Origin of the sequence: Mucilaginibacter pallidiroseus (genome assembly GCF_007846085.1) — a bacterium.
In the GTDB taxonomy this organism is placed as follows: domain Bacteria; phylum Bacteroidota; class Bacteroidia; order Sphingobacteriales; family Sphingobacteriaceae; genus Mucilaginibacter; species Mucilaginibacter pallidiroseus.
In genome coordinates this window covers 229,897-250,828 of record NZ_VOEJ01000005.1, presented here as the reverse complement: position 1 = coordinate 250,828, position 20,932 = coordinate 229,897, and the positions used below count along the sequence as shown (strand labels likewise).

The 20,932-nt window shown below is 43.6% G+C and carries 17 protein-coding genes; 12 read left to right on the top strand and 5 right to left on the bottom strand.

Annotated elements, in window-relative coordinates:
• Positions 1–317 precede the first annotated feature (317 nt).
• Positions 318–1,754 (top strand): tetratricopeptide repeat protein, encoded by a 1,437-nt coding sequence (locus tag FPZ43_RS12120; RefSeq protein ID WP_146382185.1) that lies wholly within the window; start codon positions 318–320, stop codon positions 1,752–1,754.
• A gap of 9 nt (positions 1,755–1,763) precedes the next feature.
• Here FPZ43_RS12120 and FPZ43_RS12115 read toward each other — a convergent pair whose 3' ends face one another.
• The 4 genes from FPZ43_RS12115 to FPZ43_RS12100 all read right to left on the bottom strand — a co-directional run bounded on the left by FPZ43_RS12115 (position 1,764) and on the right by FPZ43_RS12100 (position 6,134).
• A complete protein-coding gene (locus FPZ43_RS12115) occupies positions 1,764–2,048 on the bottom strand; it encodes a hypothetical protein (protein ID WP_146382184.1) in 285 nt (94 codons plus the stop codon).
• 203 nt (positions 2,049–2,251) lie between these two features.
• Positions 2,252–2,626 (bottom strand): helix-turn-helix domain-containing protein, encoded by a 375-nt coding sequence (locus tag FPZ43_RS12110; protein WP_146382183.1) that lies wholly within the window; start codon positions 2,624–2,626, stop codon positions 2,252–2,254.
• Positions 2,627–2,790: 164 nt separating this feature from the next.
• Positions 2,791–5,076: an ATP-dependent helicase gene (locus FPZ43_RS12105; RefSeq protein ID WP_146382302.1), complete on the bottom strand. Its 2,286-nt coding sequence runs from the start codon at positions 5,074–5,076 to the stop codon at positions 2,791–2,793.
• A gap of 98 nt (positions 5,077–5,174) precedes the next feature.
• Positions 5,175–6,134: a DUF4166 domain-containing protein gene (locus FPZ43_RS12100; protein WP_146382182.1), complete on the bottom strand. Its 960-nt coding sequence runs from the start codon at positions 6,132–6,134 to the stop codon at positions 5,175–5,177.
• A 157-nt stretch (positions 6,135–6,291) separates the two neighbouring features.
• Between FPZ43_RS12100 and FPZ43_RS12095 the strand changes: the two genes are divergently transcribed.
• Together FPZ43_RS12095 and FPZ43_RS12090 are read left to right on the top strand one after the other, a co-directional pair.
• Positions 6,292–8,301, top strand: coding sequence for a thioredoxin domain-containing protein (locus FPZ43_RS12095; RefSeq protein ID WP_146382181.1), 2,010 nt, complete (start codon positions 6,292–6,294; stop codon positions 8,299–8,301).
• Between the two features lie 79 nt (positions 8,302–8,380).
• Positions 8,381–8,881, top strand: coding sequence for an FKBP-type peptidyl-prolyl cis-trans isomerase (locus FPZ43_RS12090; RefSeq protein ID WP_146382180.1), 501 nt, complete (start codon positions 8,381–8,383; stop codon positions 8,879–8,881).
• 145 nt (positions 8,882–9,026) lie between these two features.
• Here FPZ43_RS12090 and FPZ43_RS12085 read toward each other — a convergent pair whose 3' ends face one another.
• Complete coding sequence (locus FPZ43_RS12085) at positions 9,027–9,725, bottom strand: toxin-antitoxin system YwqK family antitoxin (RefSeq protein WP_146382179.1); 699 nt, start codon at positions 9,723–9,725, stop codon at positions 9,027–9,029.
• Positions 9,726–9,952: 227 nt separating this feature from the next.
• Between FPZ43_RS12085 and FPZ43_RS12080 the strand changes: the two genes are divergently transcribed.
• The 9 genes from FPZ43_RS12080 (at position 9,953) to FPZ43_RS12040 (ending at position 20,875) form a co-directional block, all read left to right on the top strand.
• Positions 9,953–11,026, top strand: coding sequence for a fatty acid desaturase (locus tag FPZ43_RS12080; protein WP_146382178.1), 1,074 nt, complete (start codon positions 9,953–9,955; stop codon positions 11,024–11,026).
• Positions 11,027–11,276: 250 nt separating this feature from the next.
• On the top strand, positions 11,277–12,191 hold the full coding sequence (locus FPZ43_RS12075; protein WP_146382177.1) for a sugar phosphate isomerase/epimerase family protein: 915 nt from the start codon (positions 11,277–11,279) through the stop codon (positions 12,189–12,191).
• A gap of 63 nt (positions 12,192–12,254) precedes the next feature.
• Positions 12,255–12,812 carry a gluconate 2-dehydrogenase subunit 3 family protein gene (locus tag FPZ43_RS12070; protein ID WP_146382176.1) on the top strand — a complete coding sequence of 186 codons (558 nt, stop codon included), beginning with the start codon at positions 12,255–12,257 and terminating at the stop codon, positions 12,810–12,812.
• Positions 12,813–12,815: 3 nt separating this feature from the next.
• Complete coding sequence (locus tag FPZ43_RS12065) at positions 12,816–14,531, top strand: GMC oxidoreductase (protein WP_146382175.1); 1,716 nt, start codon at positions 12,816–12,818, stop codon at positions 14,529–14,531.
• A gap of 231 nt (positions 14,532–14,762) precedes the next feature.
• Positions 14,763–16,442, top strand: coding sequence for a GMC oxidoreductase (locus tag FPZ43_RS12060; RefSeq protein ID WP_146382174.1), 1,680 nt, complete (start codon positions 14,763–14,765; stop codon positions 16,440–16,442).
• A gap of 23 nt (positions 16,443–16,465) precedes the next feature.
• A complete protein-coding gene (locus tag FPZ43_RS12055) occupies positions 16,466–17,899 on the top strand; it encodes a Gfo/Idh/MocA family protein (protein ID WP_146382173.1) in 1,434 nt (477 codons plus the stop codon).
• A gap of 41 nt (positions 17,900–17,940) precedes the next feature.
• Positions 17,941–18,513, top strand: a complete 573-nt coding sequence (locus FPZ43_RS12050; RefSeq protein ID WP_146382172.1) for a gluconate 2-dehydrogenase subunit 3 family protein — start codon at positions 17,941–17,943, stop codon at positions 18,511–18,513.
• 127 nt (positions 18,514–18,640) lie between these two features.
• Positions 18,641–19,810, top strand: coding sequence for a Gfo/Idh/MocA family protein (locus FPZ43_RS12045; RefSeq protein WP_222430971.1), 1,170 nt, complete (start codon positions 18,641–18,643; stop codon positions 19,808–19,810).
• 12 nt (positions 19,811–19,822) lie between these two features.
• Positions 19,823–20,875, top strand: a complete 1,053-nt coding sequence (locus tag FPZ43_RS12040) for a sugar phosphate isomerase/epimerase family protein (protein WP_146382171.1) — start codon at positions 19,823–19,825, stop codon at positions 20,873–20,875.
• Positions 20,876–20,932 lie beyond the last annotated feature (57 nt).

Sequence of the window (20,932 nt, the reverse complement as noted above, 5' to 3'; positions counted from 1 at the left end):
CTGCACATATTTTGCGCAATTTTTAAACGAGCTAAACAGCCCTTCTTTTTAGCTTAACTTTACGTGTTGTAGCCACTAACTAATGGTTGAATTCTTCAATCATTTTTGAAACGAATTTTCATAAAAAACAATACCTTTAAACTATCTTAATTAATTAGTAATCAAATAGTTAACAGTGCAAATATAAAAATGTTTTTTAATTTTCAAGAAATAGAAAAAAAATATTTTTTTTGGTTGTAAATCTTAATTTCGGATAATCAGTTTTAGTTAGCATTAATTTCATAACTTTCCACGTATTTACACGTATAGGAGTTTAAATGACCAAGCTTTACGCCCTGTTAGTTTTTTTATTAATTAGTGGTTCTTTATACGCTGGTGTTGGTGCCGGTGTTGCCGCTCAAGACACTAATGAGGTTAAGAAGCTCAATACCGATGCGTATGCGTTGCGTTTAAATAATGCATCCCAAACTGTCGAGATTGGTAAGCGAGCTCTTGCACTTGCCGAAAAGCTTGAATACAACCGCGGTATGGGCGAAGCGCACCGTGTTATGGGTATTGGCCATTACTACCTAAATCAGGCCCGTCGTGCTATTGATAACTACTTAAAAGCTATCGGTTACTTCGAAAAAATAGGTGACCTTAAAGGGCAGGCGAAGGTTTATAACAACATTGGAAACCTTTATTTAGATAACAACCTTACAAGCGCGCTTGAGTATTTCCAAAAATCGCTTTTTATTGCACAGCGCATGAATGACCAACCCCTCATGGGCGCTTTGTACATGAACATTGGTAACGTTTACAACCGCAAGAACAATTTTTACCAGGCGTTAAATTACTACGACAAAAGCAGTGTTATACTCACGAATATTGGCGATACCACTAATCTGATACAGGTTTTGCAAAACAGGGGAGTAGCCTATTACAGCCTGCACCAGTATGATATTGCAGAAAAGCTTTTGTTGAATGCAAATAAAGAGGCTAAGCAGGCAGGTTTGAGCAAAACTGTAGCCAGTATCAATCTTACCCTTTCATCGCTATACATAGCGCAGGGTAAATTTAACGAGGCCGAAAAGTTTGTACAGGAAGGGCAGGAGTATGCAGCAGTAGTTGCTGATGACAAGCTAACCAACGACTATAATTACACCATCTATCAGCTCGAATCCAAGCGGAAAAACTTTGAAAGGGCACTATATTACTTGCAGGGAATTTACCGGCAGGATAGTTCGGCTCACGTGAATAGCGAGTCGACCCAGATAAACATTATACAGGAACAATTTAGGCAGCAGGCTAAGCAAAAGAATACCGAATTGTTGCTGATAGCGCAGCAAAACGACCGGATTAAGTTTTGGGCGGTTACGGTTGTGGCGGGTTTGCTGCTGATTGTAATTGTATTGCTCGTAAACAACGTGAAGCGCAAAACGGTTACCAATACACAGTTAACAGAGCTCAACGCGGAGGTATCAAGGCAAAAGGACAACCTCGATCGTATAAACCACCACCTCGAAGAGATCATAGATGAGCGTACCAAGGATCTTCAGGCAAAAAATAAGAAACTTTCAGAATACTCGTCATATCTTTCGCACCAGATACGCGGGCCAATTGCTACGTTGCGCGGCTTAATGAATCTTGAAAAGGAAAAGCTGGTAGACGAAAAAGAATGTATACAGATGATGGACAAATGCGTATCAGACATTGACCAAAAGATTATCGAAATAAGCGAGATGCTTAACGATACCAATAAAAATACTTACTAAAACGGGTTTTTAAGCCGGCCAGGTAGCATGTATCTGCGCGTCAAACAAACCCAGGTAAACACAGTACCGGGATATCATTTGCAAAATTAAAAGATTACGATGCCTTTTGTAACCCATAGTTTCAAATGCAAGCGTTTCGTTACCTGATGTTACAAAAAAACTAACCTCGCCGGTGCTAGGCTTAAAGCGCGATTTAAGCAAGTCGATGGCTTTTATTTTGAGTTTGCTGCTTGGATCATGTATCGTGCCGTTACCCGCCAACCCGTCCGAAATTGATATCATGTAATTTGACATAGCTCATTATAATTGAGCCAAGCTTATTACAATTATGCTACCAAATGGGTGTATATCAACAGTTCCGAGCCTTTTAACATTGTTTAGCCGTAAATACATGTTTTATTTTCATTTCATTTAATAAACTTAAATGAAATGAAATACAAGCGGTATACAAAATGCTTCAGGTGTTTTAATTAGCAAACACTTGTGTATGAGGGCAACTAAACTGCTACGGTGCTACCTTTGCTAAGCAGTTCTTCGTAAAGCAAAATAACTTTGCGCTGCAGGTTGGTGATCTCAGTTTCGCGGTCGAGTAATTTTTTCTGAACAATATTCAAGCTTACATCATGGGTGCTTGGCTCTTCAACGTACTCAAGAGAAAGCAGGTTTACAACGCTAACTTCAAAGATATTTGCAATTTGCTCCAGGCGCGATAAATTAATATCGGTAACACCGGTTTCAATTTTTGAAAATGCAGGGATAGAGATGCCTAAACGGTTGGCAACATCTTCCTGGCTCCAACCACGGTCGTGACGTAAGGTGCGGATATTTTTACCTGCCGATTTGTTTGTTTGCTTTTTAATAACTCCGGTCATAACGAACAATAAAAATTAATAGGGGAAAAAGGTTATTAACTATTAACCAAAGCAAATGCCATAGTTAAATATGCCCTTAATAGTCCCAATTAACTATCTGTTAATTATCGTCAGTGTGTAATTGTAGAAAAGCTTTCCCAGTTTTGGGTAAATAAAGCATCGGCTCAACCATTTACAATACTCAGCTTGGCAAACTTTAAAAGCAGCTGTTTCTGGCCAATCTCTTTAAAAAATATCGTTGCCTTTATATCAGGCTTGTTACCTTCCAGATTTATTACCTTACCAAAACCAAAACGTTCGTGTTCAACCTCCATGCCAACCTGCAGGTTGCTGGTATCAGATGGTTTAAAGCCCGGCGATGGCACATGAGCCTTGGCCAGTATGGATGTAGTTTTAACAGGTGCCGATGTGGCCGCTTTGGGTTTTGAATAGGTGTCCTGCTGTCCGTCTGTTTTACGTGTCCAGGCGGTACGCTCGTTACCAAATGAACTTGATGGAGCCGGTTTGGCGGTAAAATCAAGCTCCAGATACTTAGCATCAATCTCGTCTAAAAAGCGGCTTGGCTCGCAATTGATGAGCGTGCCAAATTTAAAACGTGATGTAGCGTAGCTTATGGTAAGTTTGCGCTCGGCGCGGGTAACGGCAACATAAAACAGGCGGCGCTCCTCCTCCAAATCACTGCGTGCATTAAGCGACATTTGCGATGGGAACAGGTTTTCTTCCAAGCCAACTACGTGTACGTTGGCAAATTCAAGTCCCTTTGATGAGTGTATTGTCATCAACGATACGGTATCTGCATCCTTGTTTTTGTCGTTATCATCGTTGGTTAAAAGTGCCACATCCTGCATAAAAATATCCAGGCCTTTTTCCTCGATATCTTCCCGCTCACTAAACTCTTTTATACCATTAAGCAACTCCTGTATGTTTTCGTAACGGTTAAGTCCCTCAACAGATTTATCCTCATACAGGTCCTTCAGCAAGCCCGAGTGTTGCGCTATGTGCAGGGCAGCCTCATAGGCGCTCAGGTTTTTTGTAATTACCTGGAAGCTTTGTATCATGGCAGCAAACGCGTTTAGCGATGCGGGTGCTTTTTCTACATAGCGCGGTGCCTGCAAAATCACCTCGAAGGGGGTAAGATTATTTTTATCGGCGGCTACAATAATACGGTCAACGGTGGTATCGCCAATGCCACGTTTAGGGTAGTTGATAACGCGCTTAAGCGCCTCTTCATCATTAGGGTTAAAGGTAAGCCTGAAATAAGCGATCAGGTCTTTTATCTCTTTGCGCTGATAAAATGATAAACCACCGTATATTTTATAAGGAATACCGTTTTTGCGCAAAGCCTCCTCCATAGATCGAGACTGGGCGTTTGTGCGATAAAGTATTGCGTAATCGTTCCACTTTTCGCCAGTGGTGCTGCGCTGCTGCATAATGGCATCAGCCACTAATTTACCTTCTTCGTTATCGCTGAAGGCGCGCATTACCTTTATTTTATCGCCACTTTCCTTTTCAGAAAATACGTTCTTTTTAAGCTGATCCTTATTATTGGCAATAATACTGTTGGCAACGTTTACGATGTTTTGCGTAGAGCGGTAATTTTGCTCCAGCTTAAACACTTTAAGGTCGGGGTAATCTTTTTCAAAATTCAGGATATTTTGGATGTTTGCACCACGAAAAGCATAAATACTTTGGGCATCGTCGCCCACTACGCAAATATTCTCGTTCACCGCGGCAAGGCGTTTCACAATAAGGTATTGCGAAAAGTTGGTATCCTGGTACTCATCCACCATCAGGTATTTAAACTTGTGCTGGTACTTGTTTAATACTTCCGGATAGCGTTTAAGCAACTCGTTGGTTTTAAATAGTAAATCATCAAAGTCCATTGCACCGGCACGGTAGCAACGCTGGGCATACATCTCGTATATCTTACCCATTTGCCCACGGCCACTGCTAAAATCGTCGGCTTGTATTTGCTCGTTATTTTGATATTCCTGCCAGCCAACTAAGTTGTTTTTGGCTGCAGATATACGGTTATAAACAAAATTTTGACTGTACAGCTTATCATCCAGCTGCATCTCTTTTAAAATGGCTCGGATAACACTTTTGCTGTCGTCGGTATCATAAATGGTAAAGTTGTTTGGGTATCCAAGCTTGTCGGCCTCAACACGCAGTATTTTAGAAAACACCGAGTGAAAAGTACCCATCCAAATGTTTTTAGCCTCGGGGCCAACAATATGGTTTATACGCTCGCGCATTTCTTTGGCCGCCTTGTTGGTAAAGGTTAAAACCAGGATGTTAAAACTGTCAACCCCGCTGCGTAACAGGTGTGCAACGCGATAAGTAATTACCCTTGTTTTACCAGAACCTGCACCGGCAATAATCATTACCGGGCCTTTAATTTGCTGTACAGCTGCCTTTTGCTCGGGGTTTAAACCTTGTAAGTAATCCAAATCCTTATCCTCTTTCTTGATCTGCAAAACTAATGTTTTGGGCTGAAAGGGAAAGCGCGGCGGCTTTAAAAAATCCTAACACTTTTAGGACGTATTCGTTACGCTATCTCTTTAATATTTTCGGCAATTGGTTTTACCTTGCCCTGGTAATTGATAATGCGGCCAAAAGGTTTAAACCCTATCTCTACATCTATGAGGATGCTATTGCCAACATCAGTGCCGGTAGCTATCACTGTTGGTGTGAAAAACGGTGGCATGGGTATGCCCAGCACTGTGCAGGCAATATCGTAAATGATTAAATCGCCATTTTGAGTCTCAGCTTTCAAATAAATATTCAATACGCTAAAACGCTCAACCAGTAAGCCGTCACGTAGCCATTGGTTTGACAGCACTTGCTTATCGCCTAACCTGCGGCTCCAGGTTTCACCGCTTTTATTTGGGGTTACAATCAGCTCCGCGGGCGCCGCCTCAATGCTTTTGGGCAAGTTGGCAAGGTTTGCAAAAAAATTATTTATAAAGCCCGTGCCACGACTCACTTTAAATTCTCCGGTTACCGTAATTGGGTGGTTAGCCCCATGAAAAGCTTTTAAATTATCAGACAGCTTATTAAAATCATTATCCATAAGCCGCTGGTATAAGGTTCCTTTAGGTTTCGCTTGGGTACTTAGCTGGCCCGTAAAAGCATGGTAAATAATCCACCCAAATGGATAAAGCCAAATAATATCATTCCAAAGGTTTACCCACAAAAACGTAGGTGTCAATTTACCCGTCAATATATAATACGCTGACCCGATTGGCCCAAGCAGTTTGCCAAGCCAGCCCACAAATATTAGGGGCCAATAGGCTTCAGGATCGCGTGATGCAAAGTAATAGGCAATGCCATAAACGCCAACCAACATGCCCACACAACGTAGTATAATGAGCAGGAAGTCGGTAGGAGGGTTACCAAAAAGAATTATATACGGATAAAGTGAAATGACTGCTCCCCAAAACAGGTTGTAAACAGCGGCCAAAAACATAATTAACTTGGCCCATTTAATTTTGTCGGCAATTTTCATGACTGATAATTTTTACAGTCAAAATTATATTTTATTTATTGTACTTTCAAAATATATTGAAAAATAAGTAAGCCAATACTTTGTCATTCACACATGTGAGTTGATTGATTTGCACATCCCCGAAACAATTAACACTTTAGCCAATTATCTACTGTATATGAATCGTCTTGCCAATTCTACTTCGCCATATTTGTTACAGCATGCCAACAACCCGGTAAACTGGTACCCCTGGGGGCCAGAGGCATTGAAAAAAGCCAAGGACGAAAACAAGCTGATATTGGTAAGCATAGGTTACTCCGCCTGTCACTGGTGCCACGTAATGGAGCATGAAAGCTTTGAAGATGCCGATGTAGCCAGCGTAATGAACGAATATTTTGTATGTATTAAGGTAGATAGGGAGGAGCGCCCGGATGTTGACCAGATATATATGAGTGCCATACAACTTATGAGCGGTCGTGGCGGCTGGCCTCTTAACTGCATTTGCCTGCCCGATCAGCGGCCAATTTATGGCGGCACTTATTTCCGTAAAAACGACTGGACAAGCCTGCTATTTAACCTTGCCGACTTCTACAAAACCAAACCGCAAGAAGCCGAGGATTACGCCGTACGGCTTACCGAAGGTATTAAACAATACGAGAGCGTGCCCTTTGTTGCCGGGCAGGCTAAATATACCCAAGCCGATCTGCAGCCTATTATTGCTACATGGCGCCGCTATATTGATGATAAGGAAGGCGGCTTTGGCGGCGCACCAAAATTCCCGATGCCTAATAATTGGGTGTTTTTAATGCGCTACGCGCACTTAATGAAGGATAAAGGTATCGCCGAAAAAGTAAAGCTTACGTTAAAAAAGATGGCTTACGGCGGTATTTACGACCATATTGGCGGCGGCTTTGCACGCTACGCGGTGGATGGTGTTTGGCACGTGCCGCACTTCGAAAAGATGCTATATGACAACGGGCAGCTACTAAGCCTTTACGCCGAAGCCTACACATGGCAGCCCGACCCTTTATATAAAAAGGTAGTGCAGGAAATTGTGGATTTTGTACAGCGCGAACTTACATCTCCCGAGGGGGGCTTTTACTCGGCCCTGGATGCGGATAGCGAGGGGATAGAAGGAAAGTTTTACATTTTCGCTAAAGCAGAAATTGATGAAATATTAGGAGATGAGGCAGAACTCTTTAACATATATTTCAATGTAACAGAAGAGGGCAACTGGGAAGAAGAACACTCGAACGTGTTTTTCAGGAGAGAAGATGACGAAGCGTTATCCGCAAAGTTAGGATTGCCTGTAAACGAATTAACCGATCGTATTGCCGCCGCTAAACAGAAAATTTTTGATGTCCGCAGTAAACGGGTGCGACCGGGGCTTGATAACAAGATTCTGGCATCATGGAATGGGCTCATGCTAAAAGGGCTTTGCGATGCCTACCGTGCATTTAACGAACCGGCCTACCTCGAACTGGCTCTGCAGAATGCCTTATTCATCAGCAATAATTTATTACGAGGGGCAAGGATAGCACGAGTTTATAAACCAAATGTCGCAACTGATAATTGGGGGGAAGCTTTCCTGGATGATTACGCGAATGTTGTTGATTCGCTTATTGCCCTTTATGAGGTGACGTTTGATGAAAGCTGGCTTATACAAGCACAAAAATTGGCTGATTATGCATTGGCACATTATTACAGTGCAGATGGCGGCATATTTTATTTTACTGCCGATAATGATGAGCAGCTAATAGCACGTAAATCCGAAATTATGGATGGTGTTATCCCTTCATCAAACTCGGTAATGGCTCGCAATTTAAAAAAGCTGGGTTTGTTTTTTGACAATGACGGTTACCTCGATGTATCGGCACAAATGCTGCGTAACATTGTACCGCATCTGGCCAAATATGGTACTGCCTATCCAAACTGGACTACGCTGTTACTGGATGAAATTTTCGGGGTGTACGAAATAGCCATCACCGGGCCGGATTTTGAAACGCTGAGGCAGCAGATGGAGCAAACTTACATTCCGGATAAAATAATGTTGGGCGGTAACACCGGAACATTACCTTTGCTCGCCGGTAAGTTTGAAAGTGGCAGCCGCATATATGTTTGCCGCGACAAAACCTGCCAGCTGCCGGCCGATAATTTGGCCGACGCATTAAAACAAATAAATAATTGATTCCTTATAAATAAAACCGGTTATGAAGCATAATGCTTTCTTTGCAGAAAACGCTTCCACAACCAAAAACAAAAATTAAATGAAAATTGAAGCAAATCACGTAGTATCGTTAACATATGACCTCTATGTTAAAAAAGAGGACGGAACTGAAGGCCTTACCGAAAGCGCAACGCAAGAGCAGCCTTTAACTTTTTTGTTTGGCGCAGGCCAGATGATACCAAAGTTTGAAGAGAACTTAAGCACACTATCTACGGGAGATACTTATGATTTCCGTATTTCTGCGCAAGATGGTTACGGCGAATTTGATGAAGAAGCTGTTGCTAACCTGCCAAAAGAAATGTTTGACGGTGGCGAGATACCTGAAGTGGGCCAGATGTTGCCTTTACAGGATAACCAGGGTAACCGTTTCCAGGGCCAGGTAGTATCAGTAACCGAAGATTCGGTACTGGTTGACCTTAACCACCCTATGGCGGGCCAGGAACTACATTTTAAAGGTGAGATACTTAATGTACGCCCTGCAACTCCGGAAGAATTGTCGCATGGTCATGCCCACGGTCCTGATGGCCATCACGATCACTAATAAGTATTGACACTTAAACAAAACGGGCGCAAATTGCGCCCGTTTTGTTTGTATTAATTTCATGTCATGCTGAGGGACGATGCATCTATCGGCGAACTGCATGACTTACATCAGATGCTTCAATGTGCTAAGCATGACCAAAATCTCACTGCAAAAATTCCAGGTGTCCGCCTGATGTTATTCCACAGCGTATGCTTATACGGCAAGATACCGGTTCGCCATTCAGCTTAGCCGGTACAAAAACAAGATCGTCGGGGTTGGGTAAATTAATATTCATGTTAATTATTCTAAAGGCCTGTGGCGCGCCGGGTACTATAAGATGCACCTTGTAATCGGCGAGGCGGCCACCTGGGCTTACCAATAGCTCAACCATGGCACCTATTTTACCATCTAATTCCTGGTAGCCGCTCGGCAGGGTAAACAGATCGAGGTAGGGCAAAAAGCCGTAGTAGCGGCCACCAACCCTTAGTGGTTTAGTAATAGTATCGCCAGGGTTCAGCTCTCTGTCAACAAAATATCTAAGAGGTGAAGATTCGAGCTCGGGCGCTTCGTAATAAATTTTTTTTGAGGTGTAATTATAAGTTTGCGTTATATTACCCTTTAGATCATAAAATTGCCACAAGCCCACGCGTTTGTCATTGTCAAATGAGCCTGTTGCGAAAATTGTCTTCTTTTTATAGTATGCCGTATACTTACCGTTTCTTATGGCATTGTTGCTCTTTAGTACATCAAATACTTCGTTTATATTCTCGTCGAGTTTTCTTTTTACAACTATAACTTCTTGAGCCAAGCAAACATTAACCGAGGCAATTGCAATTAAAAGTATAAAGCAGCGTTTAAGCATAAGTTGATTTGTGATGGTAGTAGACTAACGTACTTGAATTAGACAAACAATCAAAGTCAAAGTTTAAGAAATGATCGCCGGAATTATGAAAATTATATTTTTCAAGACACTTTTCTGACAATTTAATTTTTTATTAAAAAAATTAACGCTTCTTAAATACAAATCACTATCTTTAAGACGTACCCCGATTATAAACCCAATTGATTAATTTCTCCTAACACTACTAAATGGCATTTATCCATACAGTGCTTGAACAGCCCGCATACGGCTGGAAAGACGAGCACGGCAACCTCTCTAAACCGTCTGCCGGTCAAATATTCAGAGAGTTTTTATCCCGTATCAATGTATTCAGCAACAAAAAAAACTGGCTTTCATTTTTAAGCTGGTCAATGGTGTTGGTGCTTGCGCCGTTTTTGCTTCTCTTTATATTTAAATACTTCACTTTAACAGGGCTTATTATTGCCTTTGTTTACAGCATGATTGTTATGGGCACACATGGTACTATATGGTATCATCGTTACTGTACCCACGGTGCTTATAAGTTCAGCAACAATTTCTGGCGTTTTTTCACGCAAAACTTAACGCTAAAAATCATTCCCGAAGAGATTTACGCCATATCGCACCATGTGCATCATGCATTGTCAGATCAACCCGGCGATCCTTATAACGCCCGGGGTGGCTTTCTGTACTGCTTTTTAGCAGATGCTAATCATCAGCCAATTAACCGTAACATGAGCGAGCGCGATTATAACCGCTGCGTTACCCTCATGAAACATACCGGTGTTACGCCCAACTCCTACATACAGTATCAAAAGTGGGGTACCGTGGCCAACCCGTTTTTAACCATAATGAGTGTTATACTTAACTGGGGCTTTTGGTTTGCAGCTTTTTACCTGTTAGGTGGTATGGGGCTTGCCTGCGCGATATTTGGCGCGGCTGGCGTATGGGCTGTTGGCGTGCGCACATTTAATTACGAGGGGCATGGTAAAGGCCAGGATAAGCGCCGCGAGGGTATTGATTATAACCGTAAAGATATGTCAATTAACCAGGTATGGCCGGGCATTGTAGCCGGCGAATGGCACAATAACCACCACCTATTTCCAAAAAGTGCACGCTCGGGATTTAAAGCCTACCAGGTAGATATGGCATGGGTATACATTAAATTTATGAGTATTATTGGTGCAGTAAGCCACTATCACGACTCAAAGCAACAGTTTTTGAAAGAGTATGTTCAGGCTGCTTCGGTACCCGAACCTTTATTTTGCCCAACAACCGGTAAGCAAATATTTGTTACCGAATAAAAAAGAGGTATATCTTAAGAATAAAAGGGGGCATTGTTGCCCCTTTTTTATTTAAAAGCAATTTTTAAAGTTGGTTTTGTAAACGAATAACTATATTGGTGCAACCAATTATCATCAGTTTAATGGATAGCAACTTACAGGCTCTTTCGCGCTGTTGCCTTGCTCAAATCTTAATACCGCGTAGTGCTGCATTAATGATCCATACTGAAAGTTCTTATAATTAAAGCAAAACAACTAAATCTCAAATAATATGATCTCGTCACGCAGAAACTTTTTAAAAGCCGGTGCGGTAGCTGCTGCAGCGGCCGCGGTTATGCCAAAAAGCATACTTGCCGCGCCAAAATCTATACAAAGGGTAGGTTTGCAGCTATATTCGGTACGCGATGCCATGAAGGCCGATCCGGCGGCCACTTTGCAAAAAGTTGCACAAATGGGTTACAAGGATGTTGAACATGCAAACTATATCAACCGCAAATTTTACGGATGGGACGCAAAAGAATTTAGGAAAAGGCTTGATGACCTTGGCCTGTTAATGCCGAGCGGCCATACTGTAATGCGTGCCGAACATTGGGATGCTGCCAAAAACGACTTTACCGACGAATGGAAGTACACCGTTGAAGATGCTGCCGTGTTGGGTCAAAAATATGTGATAAGCCCCTGGCTTGATGAAAAATTACGTGGCAGCCGCGAAGGCTTGCTGAAGGTGATGGATCAGTTTAACAAAAGCGGTGAGCTGTGTAAAAAGTCGGGGATGAAGTTTGGCTATCACAACCACGATTTTGAATTTACCACCATGGTAGGCGATATGCGCTTATTCGATTTTATCCTGCAAAATACTGATCCTTCGCTTGTTGCCCAACAATTGGATATTGGTAACATGTATGGGCGCGAAAACTCAGCTATCTCGTTAATTGACAAGTATCCCGGCAGATTTGAGCTGATGCACGTTAAAGACGAAGTAAAGAGCGCCAAAAACAATGAGGGCACCGGTTACGAAAGTACCATTATAGGCAAAGGCGTATTGCCGGTTAAAGATGTACTGTCGGTTGCTAAAAAGAAAGGCGGAACCGAATATCTTATTATTGAGCAGGAATCATATCAGGGCCTTGACCCGGTAGACTCTGTAAAAATTGATTTACAAACCATGAGAAAGTGGGGATATTAATAAGATAAGCCTATATTTCAAACCAATTATAAACACTAAAATTCACATACATTGAATTTGAGCATGAACAGGCGTATTGCAATACGTAACATGGCCCTCATACTGGGCAGTGCTGCTGTATTGCCATCATGCCTTGGCGATAAAAACAACAGCAAGCCAATTGTTGAGCTTAAACATTTACAGCTAAACGGCGATGAGCAACAGCTTGTAGCCAACCTTGCCGAAACTATTTTGCCAAAAACCGACACTCCCGGTGCCAAGGACCTAAACCTGCATCTTTTTGCTTTTAAAATGATTGACGACTGCATGAACAAACAGCAGCAGGATGATTTTAAAGCCGGCTTAAAGGCCTTTGCAGACGCTGCTGATGCCAAGTATAAAAAGTCTTTTAATGATTGCACCGTAGCAGAGCGTACCGCCTTTGTTAACGAGGCCGAAAAAGATATCAAAGATAAGGCAAAGGATGATGCTAAAATGCTGACCTTTTACCAAACGGTAAAGCAGCAAACGGTATTTGGGTACACTACATCCCAATATTTCATGACAAAGCAGGTAGTTTATGAACTTGTGCCGGGCAGGTATAATGCCATGTATCCGGCAGCTAAGAAAGAGGCAGTTTAAGCAATGGCCAATTTAAATATTGATAGTATAAAAGATCGCACTTTCGATGCCATTGTAATTGGCTCGGGTATGAGTGGCGGTTGGGCAGCCAAGGAGCTTGCCGAAAAGGGCCTTAAAACGCTGATACTTGAGCGTGGCCGCGATGTTAAGCATTTAAAAGATTACCCTACAACCAACCTTTATCCCTGGGAGTTCCCACACCATGGCGTTGTGCCAAGTGCGGTGCAGGAAGCCAACCCAATTGTAAACCGTTGCTACGCCTTTGGCGAAGATGCCATGCACTTTTTTGTGAAGGATGCCGAGCACCCTTACGTTCAGGATAAGCCTTTTGATTGGATCCGTGGCTATCAAACCGGCGGTAAATCGCTGCTTTGGGCCCGCCAAACACAGCGCTGGAGCAACTTTGACTTTGAGGGCCCTGCCCGCGACGGTTTTGCTGTAGACTGGCCCATCAGGTATAATGATATTGCACCCTGGTACAGCCATGTAGAAAAATTTGCAGGTATATCAGGCAATAAGGATGGCCTTGCCGAATTACCCGATGGTGAATTTTTGCCGGCCTTCCCGCTAAATGCTGTCGAAAATTATTTCAGCAAGCATGTAAAAGATAAGTATAAGGGCAGGCATGTTATCAGTGCCCGTTGCGCGCACTTGTCAAAGCCTAATCAAATACACCTTGACCAGGGCAGGGGCCAGTGCCAGGAACGTACTTTGTGCCAGCGTGGCTGCCCATTTGGTGGTTACTTCAGCGCCAACTCATCAACAATACCCTGGGCGTTAAAAACAGGCAATTGCACGTTAAGGCCATTCTCTGTAGTACACTCAATTATATATGATGAGAAAAAAGGCAAAGCAGTAGGCGTTAAAGTGATTGATACCAATACCAAAGAGGCTATAGAGTACTTTGCTGACGTTATTTTCTTAAATGCTGCCGCTTTGAATAGCAACCTGGTGTTGCTTAATTCAACATCAGGCAGATTCCCTAACGGGTTGGGTAATGATAGCGGCACTTTAGGCAAATATGTTGCCTTCCATAACTACTCAGCACACATCAGCGCCGAGTACGACGGTTATAAAGAATGGGCTACTGATGGTCGCAACCCGGCCGGCGGTGGTTATATCCCTCGTTTCCGCAACGTTTATAAACAGGAAACCGACTTTTTGCGCGGTTACGCAGCAGGTTTTGGCGCTTACCGCAATAATACCCGTAACAGCGAGGGCATAGGTGCCGACTTAAAGCATAACCTTGCCAAAAAAGAGTTGGGCGGCTGGAGCGTGGGCTCGCACATGATGGGCGAAACTATCCCTAAAGAGTCGAGCTATGTGATGCTTGATAAAGATAAAAAGGACCAGTGGGGTGTACCGTTGTTAAAAATATCTGTTGATTATGATGACAACGATGCCAAGATGAAAAAGGATTACATTGAACAAATGACCGAAATGTTTACATCGGCCGGGTTTACCAACATACAGGCGCATACTGATACCCGTGCACCCGGTTTGGATATTCACGAAATGGGCGGTGTACGTATGGGTAACGATCCAAAAACATCAATGCTTGATAAATGGAGCCGTTTGCACGCCTGTAAAAATGTTTACGTAACCGACGGCGCCAGCATGACGTCGACATCATGCCAAAACCCTTCGCTTACCTATATGGCTTTTGCTGCCCGCGCGGTTGACCATTGGGTAAATGAGAAAAAGAAGCTTAATGCGTGAGTGAGTTTGCAGTAAGCAATTAGCAGTTTTCAGAACGCTTTTGTGGGGTCCAACACACATCGGCTCTTAGCTTCATTAACGCTTTGTAACAAACTGCTGACTATATACTATTTACTGCCGACTTTAAATTCAATGTGTTACAAAAACACAATGAAAAAATATTTGAAAAATAATTTTTATTCATACATTTAACGATACAACCAATTAACAAAAACAAAACCCAATAAAACTATGCCTACAAATACTTATGACGCCATCGTCATTGGGTCAGGAATCTCAGGCGGCTGGGCCGCTAAGGAACTGACAGAGAAGGGATTGAAAACCATAATGCTTGAGCGTGGCGAGAATATCGAACACATCAAGGATTATGTTAACGCTAATAAAGGCCCATGGGAGTTTCCGCACAGGGGAGGCCGTACCCAAAAGATGATCGAAGATTATCCGGTTTTAAAACGCGATTATCCCTTAAATGAAACCAATCTAAATTACTGGACAAACGAAAAAGATGCCCCTTACACTGAGGTAAAACGTTTCGACTGGTTTAGAGGGTACCATGTTGGTGGCCGTTCATTAATGTGGGGCAGGCAATCATACCGTTGGGCCGATGTTGACTTTGAAGCAAATGCCAAAGATGGTATAGCTACCGACTGGCCTATCCGTTACAAAGATCTGCACGACTGGTATGGTTACGCAGAGCGCTTTGCAGGTATTTCTGGTAACAAAGACGGTTTGGCAATTCTTCCGGATGGTGACTTTATGCCGCCAATGGATATGAACGTAGTTGAAAAAGACGTTCAAAAACGCTTTAAAGACTTTTATAAAGATACAAGGCACTTTGTTATTGGCCGTACCGCTAATATCACTGTACCACACAACAACCGTACAAACTGCCAGTACCGTAACAAATGCTGGTTAGGCTGTCCGTTTGGTGCATACTTCAGTACGCAGTCGGCTACCTTGCCTGCAGCTATGGCAACTGGTAACTTAACTGTTCGCCCTTGGTCAATCGTAACCAAGATCATCTACGATAAAGACACCAAGAAAGCTAAAGGTGTTGAGATCCTTGATGCAGAAACAAACAAAACTTATGAGTTCTTCGCAAAAATCGTTTTCGTAAACGCATCAGCATTAAACAGTGCATGGGTGTTGATGAATTCGGCAACTGATGTTTGGGAAGGCGGCTTGGGCAGCAGCAGCGGTGAGCTTGGTCATAACCTGATGGATCACCACTTGGGTGTTGGCGCGGGTGGCCGTATAGAGGGCTTCGAAGATAAATATACTTTCGGCCGCAGGGCTAACGGTATTTACATACCACGTTACCGCAACTTAAACGGCGAAAAACGTGATTACATCCGCGGTTTTGGTTACCAGGGTGGCGGCAGCCGCCAGGGCTGGGGCCGTGACATTGCCGAGCTTAACATTGGCGGCGAGTTTAAAGACGCTATGTCTGAACCAGGCAGCTGGACATTCGGTATGGGCGGCTTTGGCGAAACATTGCCTTACCACGAAAACCGTGCTTATCTTGATAAAACTAAGAAAGATAAGTGGGGCTTGCCGGTACTTGCAATTGACGCAGAGTGTAAAGATAACGAGCGTAAAATGCGTATCGATATGATGAACGACGCAAAAGAAATGCTTGAAAAAGCTGGTGTGAAAGATGTGCAATCATACACTACCGATCCGGTATTGGGCCGCGGTATCCACGAAATGGGTACAGCACGTATGGGTCGCGATCCAAAAACATCTGTACTTAACGGTAACAACCAGGTTTGGGATGCTAAAAACGTATTCGTAACCGATGGTGCAGCAATGACATCGGCAGCATGCCAAAACCCATCTTTAACTTACATGGCGTTAACTGCCCGCGCAGCCGACTTTGCTGTTAAAGAACTTAAAAAAGGTAACATTTAATTACAGTATTGATATCTCACACTATGACTGAAGAACAAAAAGGAACCACAATACAGGATTCGTCCAGGAGAGACTTTATCAAGAACAGCGCTACCGCAGCAGCTGGTTTCATGATAGTGCCACGCTTCGTATTGGGTGGAAAAGGATTTACGGCACCAAGTGATATGCTTAATGTTGCCGGTGTAGGCGCAGGCGGTAAGGGCGAAAGCGATATTGCTGCATTTGCAAAAAGCGGAAAAGCCAACATTGCATACCTTTGCGATGTTGACGATCGCCGTGCTGCAAACTCAAGGAAATCATTCCCTAAAGCTAAGTACGTAAAGGATTGGCGCCAATTGCTTGAAAAAGATCACAAAAATTTTGATGCTGTATCAATTTCAACTCCCGATCATAACCACGCAATTATAGCTTACCATGCAATGCAAATGGGTAAACACGTTTACGTGCAAAAACCACTTACGCATGATATTTGGGAGGCCCGTTTATTAACCGAGGCTGCTAAAAAATATAAAGTGGTAACCCAGATGGGTAACCAGGGTGCATCAAACGATGGTACCCGCTTAATGGCTGAGTGGTACGATGCAGATATGATTGGTGATGTACACACTATTTACTGCTGGACGAACCGCCCGGTATGGCCGCAGGGTATTAAATGGCCTGCGCCAAGCACCAATATCCCTAAAGAGCTTGACTGGGATTTATGGTTAGGTACTGCTCCAAGAAAAGATTATGTTGAAAAATTAGTTCCGTTTAACTGGCGCGGCTGGTGGGATTATGGTACCGGCGCCCTTGGCGATATGGGTTGCCACCTTGTTGAGGCTCCTTTCCGCGTGTTGGGCTTGCAGTATGTTAAAGACGTACAGGCCAGCGTAGGCAGTGTGTTTGTTGATGAGTTTAAAAAAGGCGTTTTCCCTGAAAGCTGCCCTCCATCAAGCCACATCACTTTAACATTCCCTAAAACAGCAAAAACCAAAGGCGATGTTACCATGCACTGGATGGATGGTGGTATACAGCCCGAGCGTCCTGATGAATTGGGCCCTAACGAGAAATGGGGTGGCGAAGAAGGTAACGGTACATTGTTTATCGGTACAAAAGGTAAAATGTACGCAAGTACTTACTCTGATGCGGCTACGTTGTTGCCAAAGTCGCGCATGTCTGATGCTAAGGCACCTCAGAAATACAAACGTGTTCCGGGTGGTGCAAGCGGTCACTACGCACAGTGGGTTGAGGCTTGTTTAGCCGGCTATGGTAAAATGGAAGTAAGCTCTCCGTTTGAAGTTGCCGGTCCGCTTACCGAAGCATTGCTGATGGCCAACCTTGCCGTACGCGGTCACGACTTAAAGAATGGTGCCTTTAAATACACATGGGATAACAAAGCCATGAAGGTGACCAACTTTGATGATGTTAACCAATACGTTAAACGCCAGTATCCTGCCGGTTTCGAGCTTAAAGCTTAACCGCATAACCAAATAACCGTAAACTCATAATTCAAATAAAAATGAACAGAAGAGAAGCATTAAGCAGAGTGGGTTTAATCCTCGGCGGTACCGTTATCGGCGCTGAGTTTTTCCTATCGGGATGTAAATCGGGCAGTTCGGTAAACACCGATGACCTGTTTTCTAAAGAAACTGCCGCTTACCTTAACGAGGTTGGCGAAACCATACTACCAGCAACAGCAACACCTGGTGCCAAAGCAGCCAATGTTGGCGATTTTATGGCCGTAATGGTACGTGACTGTTACACACCGGAAGATCAAAAGGTATTCAAAAAAGGTGTTAGCGACCTTGAAGATGCCAGCAAGAAGAAATTTAACAAAGGCTTTATGGAGGCTGATGCTAAACAGCGCACCGAGTTGCTTACCGCTTTAGACAAAGAAGCTAAAGAGTACAATAGCAAAAAGAAACCGGAAGAGCCAAACCACTACTTCGCGATGATGAAACAATTAACCCTGTTAGGTTTCTTCACATCAGAAGTAGGTGCTACAAAGGCCCTCAGGTATCTGCCGGTTCCCGGCAAATACGATGGCAATTACCCCTACAAAAAAGGGGATAAGGCCTGGGCATTATCTTAAAAAAATCCAAACAAGCCTTTCTGCTATAAATGCAGAAAGGCTTTCTTATTTAATCTAAAATTTTATACTTTTAAAACCGCTCCCGTTAACCAATTAGCGGGTTTATCGAGTATTATATCTACACTATATGAGTAACAGAAAATTGCGCATGGGCATGATAGGTGGTGGTAAAGATGCCTTTATAGGCGCTATACACCGTATTGCCGCAAACATGGATGGACAAATTGAATTAGTTTGTGGTGCCCTTAGCATGCATGCCGATGTAGCACAGGAAAGCGGACGGATGCTTTTCCTTGATCCTGAAAGAATTTACAACAACTACGAAGACCTTTTTAAGGCCGAGGCGCAAATGCCTGCCGATAAACGTATGGACTTTGTAACCATTGTTACCCCAAACTTTGCCCACTTTGCGCCTGCAATGCTTGCGCTGGAGAACGGGTTTAACGTTGTTGTTGAAAAACCGGTAACATTCACGCTTGAAGAAGCGCAGCAGCTAAAACAAAAGGTTGAAGAAACCGGCTTGCTTTTATTGCTTACTCACACCTATGCAGGTTACCCTATGGTAAAAGAGGCCAGGCAGCTTATTAAAAGCGGTGCATTAGGTAAAGTGCGTAAAATACATGTTGAGTACATACAAGGATGGCTTAGCCGCCTTAGCGAGCGAGAGGGCAATGCCGGCGCTGCTTGGCGTACAGATCCTAAAAAATCGGGTAAGAGCGGTTGCATGGGCGATATTGGTACCCACGCTGCACACCTGGCCGAGTATATATCAGGTTTAAAAATAACCCAGCTTAATGCTTCATTAAACACGGTTGTTGAAGGCCGTATGCTGGATGATGATGGTGCTGTATTGCTTCGCTTTGAAGAAGGTGCCACAGGCTCGTTAATCGCTTCGCAAATTGCCGCGGGCGAAGAAAATGCTTTGAAAATACGCGTGTACGGCGAAAACGGTGGCCTTGAGTGGGCGCAGATGGAACCAAACACTTTAACCATAAGATGGCAGGATAAACCGGCCGAAGTTTTACGCGCCGGCAGCAACTATGGCGGCAGGTTATCAAGCTTCGCCACGTCAAACTGCCGTACACCAGGTGGTCACCCGAAAGGATACCTTGAGGCCTTTGGTAATCTTTATAAAAACTTCGCTTTAACGCTTAGCGCCAAAATTGAAGGTGTTGAACCACAGGAAGAATGGCTGGATTTCCCGTCTATCGATGATGGTATCAGAGGTATGGCTTTTATCAACAATGTTGTTGCATCTAACGAGAGCAACGAAAAGTGGACCGATTATACCATCTAAGCTTACCGACCTATGAACACTATAAAAGGACCTGCAATATTTTTAGCCCAGTTTATTGGCGACAACGCGCCGTTTAACGACCTTAAATCGATAAGCGAGTGGGCTGCCGGATTGGGTTATAAGGGTATACAGTTACCAACCAATGATACACGCTTTATCGACCTGCAAAAAGCAGCTGACAGCAAAACCTACGCTGATGAGATAAAAGGTATTGTTAATGAAGCAGGTGTGGAAATTACTGAATTATCAACGCATTTACAGGGGCAGCTTGTAGCAGTTAACCCTGCTTACGATAGCCTTTTTGATGCTTTTGCGCCCGATGCTTACAAGAATAATCCAGCTGCAAGGCAGGAGTGGGCAGTATCGCAGTTAAAGGCTGCTGCCAAGGCTTCACAAAACCTGGGTTTAAATGCACATGTTACCTTTAGCGGCGCGCTGATATGGCACATGGTTTATCCATGGCCTCAACGCCCTGCAGGTTTAGTTGATACCGCATTTACCGAACTGGCCAAGCGCTGGGAGCCTATCCTGAACGTGTTTGACGAGAACGGTGTTGACCTTTGCTACGAAATACACCCTGGCGAAGATTTACATGACGGCGTTACTTATGAAATGTTCCTTGAAAAAGTAAATAACCACAAACGTGCCTGTTTATTGTATGATCCATCGCACTTTGTTTTACAGGCAATGGATTACCTGGAGTACATTGATATATATCACGAACGCATTAAGATGTTCCACGTTAAGGATGCGGAGTTTAACCCAACCGGCAGACAGGGCGTTTACGGCGGTTACCAAAACTGGGTTGATCGTGCTGGCCGTTTCCGCTCATTGGGCGACGGACAAGTCGATTTCAAATCGGTATTCAGCAAGTTAACACAGTACGACTATAAAGGTTGGGCGGTGTTGGAGTGGGAATGCGCACTCAAGCACCCGGAAGACGGTGCAAAAGAAGGCGCTCCATTTATACAAGACCACATCATCAGGGTTACTGAACGTGCCTTCGATGATTTTGCGGCATCAGGCAGTGATGAGGCCTTTAACAGATCATTAATAGGATTATAAACACGCACACACACACACACACACACACACACACGAACTAAATAGAATTAAACAAGA

What these genes read in the sequence shown, in the direction of transcription:
- FPZ43_RS12120 (WP_146382185.1), top strand. Translation starts at nt 318, where the DNA reads ATGACCAAGCTTTACGCCCTGTTAGTTTTTTTATTAATTAGTGGTTCT.
- FPZ43_RS12115 (WP_146382184.1), bottom strand. Translation starts at nt 2,048, where the DNA reads ATGTCAAATTACATGATATCAATTTCGGACGGGTTGGCGGGTAACGGC.
- FPZ43_RS12110 (WP_146382183.1), bottom strand. Translation starts at nt 2,626, where the DNA reads ATGACCGGAGTTATTAAAAAGCAAACAAACAAATCGGCAGGTAAAAAT.
- FPZ43_RS12100 (WP_146382182.1), bottom strand. Translation starts at nt 6,134, where the DNA reads ATGAAAATTGCCGACAAAATTAAATGGGCCAAGTTAATTATGTTTTTG.
- FPZ43_RS12095 (WP_146382181.1), top strand. Translation starts at nt 6,292, where the DNA reads ATGAATCGTCTTGCCAATTCTACTTCGCCATATTTGTTACAGCATGCC.
- FPZ43_RS12090 (WP_146382180.1), top strand. Translation starts at nt 8,381, where the DNA reads ATGAAAATTGAAGCAAATCACGTAGTATCGTTAACATATGACCTCTAT.
- FPZ43_RS12085 (WP_146382179.1), bottom strand. Translation starts at nt 9,725, where the DNA reads ATGCTTAAACGCTGCTTTATACTTTTAATTGCAATTGCCTCGGTTAAT.
- FPZ43_RS12080 (WP_146382178.1), top strand. Translation starts at nt 9,953, where the DNA reads ATGGCATTTATCCATACAGTGCTTGAACAGCCCGCATACGGCTGGAAA.
- FPZ43_RS12075 (WP_146382177.1), top strand. Translation starts at nt 11,277, where the DNA reads ATGATCTCGTCACGCAGAAACTTTTTAAAAGCCGGTGCGGTAGCTGCT.
- FPZ43_RS12070 (WP_146382176.1), top strand. Translation starts at nt 12,255, where the DNA reads ATGAACAGGCGTATTGCAATACGTAACATGGCCCTCATACTGGGCAGT.
- FPZ43_RS12065 (WP_146382175.1), top strand. Translation starts at nt 12,816, where the DNA reads ATGGCCAATTTAAATATTGATAGTATAAAAGATCGCACTTTCGATGCC.
- FPZ43_RS12060 (WP_146382174.1), top strand. Translation starts at nt 14,763, where the DNA reads ATGCCTACAAATACTTATGACGCCATCGTCATTGGGTCAGGAATCTCA.
- FPZ43_RS12055 (WP_146382173.1), top strand. Translation starts at nt 16,466, where the DNA reads ATGACTGAAGAACAAAAAGGAACCACAATACAGGATTCGTCCAGGAGA.
- FPZ43_RS12050 (WP_146382172.1), top strand. Translation starts at nt 17,941, where the DNA reads ATGAACAGAAGAGAAGCATTAAGCAGAGTGGGTTTAATCCTCGGCGGT.
- FPZ43_RS12045 (WP_222430971.1), top strand. Translation starts at nt 18,641, where the DNA reads ATGAGTAACAGAAAATTGCGCATGGGCATGATAGGTGGTGGTAAAGAT.
- FPZ43_RS12040 (WP_146382171.1), top strand. Translation starts at nt 19,823, where the DNA reads ATGAACACTATAAAAGGACCTGCAATATTTTTAGCCCAGTTTATTGGC.